A 5237-nucleotide genomic window follows, 5' to 3' on the forward strand; every position below is an offset into this window, starting at 1 on the left:
CCTTGGTTTAGTAGCACAAGTTTAGTTGTTGTGCCATAGTGGGCCAGGTGTTATGAAATTACACCTTTAAAAAAGCAAATTGCTTCCTTGAGGTGCCCTTCTGTTGTTATGACATCGCTAAATAGATAGAATATGAGGCTGTAACACTTCAAAATAATTATAGCCCTAGGGCTTTTTTAAAAGCCAAGACCATTTTTCGATTTAACAGCACAAAGTTTAATCGTTGAGTTCTACTGGAAGTAGGTACTATGCGATTACACCTTGAAAAAAGCAAATTGCTTCCTTGAGATGCTCTTCTGTTATAGTGGTACTGCTAGACAAATCAGAAATAGTCCTCGAAACTTTAAGAATCTTTGATGAATCTCTACCCGACAGATTACCCTCCTTTAACGTATACTCAAATAACTTTTTTGCTCCTTCGTTAAGGGCAGAAAGTACAAAATTCTCCATGTCATTTGCAGAAAGTGCCGCATTACTTTTGTCTCTTCCACCATATCTACTATCCTGCAGAAGCCTTGCTTGCATGACCCTTGTCTTTATAGACTCAGAACTCTGGTTCTCGCAATTCATCAATGTGGAAAACTCGCTTACAGCATTAACTTCAACTTTGATGTCTATTCTGCTCATTATGGGACCGGAAATCCTTTGAATGTATTCTGTAGCGCACTTTGGGGCCCTCACGCATCTTTTTCGTGCATTGTGTAAGTATCCACACTTACATGGATTCATTGCAGCTATTAGTTGAAAGTTTGCTGGGTATGTAACATGAGCATGTGCTCGTGATATTACAACCTTTTTGTCCTCTAAAGGCTGCCTTAAAGACTCTAATACTGATCTTGAAAATTCTGGCAATTCATCGAGAAATAAAATGCCATTATGTGCCATAGTAATCTCTCCAGGTGTAGCACGTATTCCTCCTCCAATCATTGCTACCATAGAGGCAGAGCTATGTGGTTCCCTAAAGGGCCTTGATGTTGACAATCTTTCTACGCCACCACCCGTAATACTGTGGATCACATTTACAGATATAATCTCCTCTACACTTAAATCTGGAAGGATACCTGGTATTCTTTTCGCTATCATAGATTTTCCAGTACCTGGCGGGCCTATCATGAGTAAATTGTGTCTTCCTGCCGCGGCAATCTCTGATGCACGTTTTGCAATCACTTGTCCTTTCACATCCCTCATATTTGGAATTATAGGAGAAGAATCTTCGCTATCAAACTTTGCAATACCTGTATCGGTGGCATGAAAATGGACAATTTCATCGCTATCTAAGCTATTCTCATTGTCATTTAAGAAATCTATAAGCGTCGTAAGATGTTTGGGGCTCACTACATCAATCCCACCTATCAAAGATGCCTCTTTTGCGTTGCAATACGGAGATATTATGCCCTTACCTATTTTTCTGGCACTTGCTGATGCAGCGAGAATACCTGACACTGCAACTATGCTACCATCCAAAGAAAGCTCTCCCAGAATGATATACGTAGAGAGCTTCTGTACATTCTTAATCACACGCATTACTGCCAAAATAGCAGTTGCTATAGGAAGATCATAATGGCTCCCCTCTTTATACAAATTTGCAGGAGATAAATTCACAGTGATCCTCTTTGAGGGAAGAACAGCGTTTACGGATGAAAGAGCAGCTCTTATCCGCTCTCGAGACTCAGCAACTACTTTATCAGGCATACCAACTATGTGAAACGCCGGGATACCATTAGAGATATGTACCTGCACAGAAACATCTATTGTACACACTCCTACGAAGGCTACAGTGCTTACGCTTGCCAACATTAATCATCCACTTCAATTATGAGTCATTCTAAACAAAATGACGAAATTTTCTACAATAAAAGTTAATAACTTAATATTTAGCTAAGTTGTATGTAATCAGATATGGTTGTTAAGCGCTTCACTCCAAAAATAAGTGATGGAAATTAAACTAGTGCTTTAAGAAAGTGAAAATTTTTAAAAACATTTCACTATCAACCACTTAACTTGTACAATACCGGGCAGTGTTAGGCTTTACAGGATCTCATGACCTCAACACACCACATGGCTTCTTGTTCTATCAGATACTGTCTACGTATTCTTGCGGGAGTAGTAGTAACATTGGTTTATGCAGACAATGCAAATTGTGCAGGGCTTCCTAGTATCAGCAATTTGGCTGCAGATTTGACATTCAGTTGCGGGATTTACAGGGAAGAAGAAGGATTTTTGCTCAATATGCCTTCTCGTGATAACCCTAAGAAAAGTATATCAGCAGAGGATAGCACTGCTGACCTTCCTTCCACTGAAGGTACTGCTATTTCTTCAGTACAGAGATCTACAAAAAGCGCTTCTACCATCAATTATAATGCGAAAGCCAGTGTGGGTTATGCTCTAGGTATAGGTGATGTTAATAAGTTTATTATAAGAGCCGGATACGCATATGCTGCGGAACACATAGGGTATGACCTCCTTAAGAACATCAAAAAGAAGATCAAGGCTCATGCCTATCCATATGCATTGTTACAATGGGAACGCAAAGGCATCCTATTTATGCAAAACATGTCTATGGATTTGGGCCTTCTTATTACTGATGAGCGTAAAATGGGCAAACGAGAGTTTCCAATTGTAAGGGCAGTAGCAGGGCTTAAATACAGGATGGGAGACCTTACCAATATATATGCAGGATTACAGATAGAAACATACCCCAAAATGATGCTCGGGGATGAGCAAAGCATACATAACAGTCTCAGTTTAGTTATAGGAACTGAATTATCATTATAGTCACCATATATAGCTTATCTGAAAGTAGTTATATTGTTGAATTTAACTTTTGAGTTTTATGCTCATAATGGTATATGGAGTTTGTGTTCAAACTCTTGATTTCTAGTGACATTTCCACCTTTAGATTGTAACCAAACTAACATTGAAAATTTTCGATTGAAGAGTGCACGCCAGCATATAATTGAAGAGTGCGCGCCAACATAGAATTGACACATGTATCTACATATTCCCTTGACTAAATGTTGTTTTCATGATACGTATATTGGCGTGTGTTGTGGGGTTTGCATTCTCTTGTAAGGCGTGCATTCCTAAGCCAGATACAGTGCGTCTAAGGTTACCATAGTGAGAAGCATCGTACAAAATGTGGCAAGTGCCGTTAGTGGCGTTGCGCATGTGGATTTGCATGTGTACAACGAGGTTGTGGTTCGTGCTGTACTGCGCTCCATATACAGGGGTGCAGCTCCGAAGTACACTGTGAAGACAAAAAAGAAGTTTGGTAATACCCTCTATTCCCACGAAGTGGATACTCCTGGTCTTTTCACCTCTATACCTGTCATGCGGGAGCATTATGCTGCGGCTATGCTCAAGAAGCGTATGTACGATTCCACTGGTAACAATGTTCTCTTGGATTCCGTATGCCGGTATATCGTCTCTATCTGTGCTTTTATACCAGAGTACGTTGATGATATGATCCGTTCCATAGACGCTATAACCAGGGGATGTGAGTTTCTTGATATTGTTGAACACATCGCGTCTAGAATGCAGGAACTCTTTCAAGGCCGAATGGCTACTTCTCCTAGTCTATGGATAAATTGGGGTAAACTCCATGCTATCTACTACGACAGACTCTATGAGAAAGCTTACAACACAATGTCTGATGATAGCATCGCTATGGTGGCATATGCTATCTTCTCTGGAAGAGCATGTTCTGAGCTAACTAAACTGCGCGATGAGTTACAAGGAATATTTTCTGAGAGCTCTGTAATAGCAACAGAATCTGCTCCTGATATTCTCATGAAGCTTGCCCTACTGGCAAATTTTAGTGTGGGGCTTTCTAAGGACTTCCGCGTTCATGTCTCTCGTGCGGTTATGAATTTGCGCGGGAAGAGCCCGAGTGTATCTATGCTAATACGTCCTAGATCGATCTTAAGGTCTCTTTCTGCCGCCTTGCCCCATAATCTACAGGATGCTGTGAACGACACGATTAGGAATACCTGTCTTGTTAACGCTGAAATGTTGTTACTCTCGTCCATGTTATTTGGGAATACTATTGCTATTTCCGCTGATAAGATTGGAGGATTGGTGCTGGATAGCGGGGATTGGATTTATTGTTTCTCCACAAAGTTTTCTTTCCCACTACTTAGAGAAGCGTCTCATAACGATTTCACAGGTGATTTCTTAACCAGCAAGATTGCGCAGAACTTGATTGATTTGTTGATAGAAAGTCACCATTTACGTGAGCGTTGTAGCTTTCATGTGTCTTACAGCAAGTTGGCTGAGGAGGTTAGAGATCTAGATTGCAGAATGGAAACAGAAGAGTTAGCTGAGGTCATGCTGCAAAATATATGCGAAGCCCTATTCGAAGTAGAGCCATCTGGAGTTGAGATTTACGGAAAGTTGAGGATGCTGGTGAGCCTCTTCGGGGACAGAATAAAGTTCCTTAGGGCATTTGTTGACAGTCCAGACTATAAGCATCTAGCAGACTTTTTAGTTCAGTCTAATGCTGTTGATAGCTATGCTGACTTTGCTAATTACCTAATAAAAAAGAGACGCTTGGCGAAGGAAGTCGCTGACGGTCTGGTAATGGAGCAAAAAAGGAGGCAGTATAAGTTTGTCTCAGCTGTGGGAGAAGTTGCCAGTGTAATAGTGGTTATCGCGGGCATGTCTGTCGTGCTCTCATCTTTCTACTGCATGTATACAAAAGACCACAGCGGGGCTTCGTTTGCCTTGCTATCACAGATGTTTTCTCCAAAGTATATTGAATCACATGTTCATGTTCTCCTGATAGCGGGCATAGTGGTTACTATCTTGGGATTCTTGTTGCTTACCGTATCCTGGATATCAAGCACAAGACTTTACAAGAGTAAGATCGGTGCGGGAGGAGAGTTGAATGTTAGTGGCACTGTTGGTGGTGGCAAAGAGATTAAGTGTAAGTTTGATAAGAAGGAATACCTGTTGTCAATACCTTATACCTCTGTAGATCTCACCTCTGTAGGATTCGTGCCTGGCCGCAATACTAGTAGGAGGCTGGGGGCTTCTGTTACGGAACTTGAGCTAGGGTGGAAATCTGCTGCTCCATTGGGTAGACCTCTTGGTTATAGGGACGCGGGGGGTAGTGGCGTAAGATATATACAACCGAAGGTGGGATATCCTGAAGATGATATTGATTTAAGTAGTAGGAGAGCCATAGCACGAAGTCATAATGAGGGTCTTAGAGACATTGGTGGTGTTCCGGCTATTAC

The 5237-nt window shown here is 41.3% G+C and carries 3 protein-coding genes; 2 read left to right on the plus strand and 1 reads right to left on the minus strand.

The genetic code is table 11. The features are described from left to right. Positions 1–246 precede the first annotated feature (246 nt). Positions 247–1797, minus strand: coding sequence for a YifB family Mg chelatase-like AAA ATPase (locus tag R4I06_RS04330; protein WP_334414350.1), 1551 nt, complete (start codon positions 1795–1797; stop codon positions 247–249). Between the two features lie 243 nt (positions 1798–2040). Here R4I06_RS04330 and R4I06_RS04335 point away from each other — a divergent pair, with 243 nt between their 5' ends. Both R4I06_RS04335 and R4I06_RS04340 read left to right on the plus strand, forming a co-directional pair. Then, positions 2041–2775 carry a hypothetical protein gene (locus R4I06_RS04335; RefSeq protein ID WP_334414352.1) on the plus strand — a complete coding sequence of 245 codons (735 nt, stop codon included), beginning with the start codon at positions 2041–2043 and terminating at the stop codon, positions 2773–2775. A 342-nt stretch (positions 2776–3117) separates the two neighbouring features. Then, positions 3118–5237, plus strand: a 2120-nt coding sequence (locus tag R4I06_RS04340) for a hypothetical protein (protein ID WP_334414353.1), incomplete at its 3' end; no start/stop codon positions are given.

The organism is Anaplasma bovis (genome assembly GCF_036903315.1).
Lineage (GTDB): Bacteria > Pseudomonadota > Alphaproteobacteria > Rickettsiales > Anaplasmataceae > Anaplasma > Anaplasma bovis.

Bases quoted from the DNA above. Each gene is read 5' to 3' on its own strand.
- R4I06_RS04330 (WP_334414350.1), bottom strand. From the start codon at position 1,797: ATGTTGGCAAGCGTAAGCACTGTAGCCTTCGTAGGAGTGTGTACAATA.
- R4I06_RS04335 (WP_334414352.1), top strand. From the start codon at position 2,041: ATGACCTCAACACACCACATGGCTTCTTGTTCTATCAGATACTGTCTA.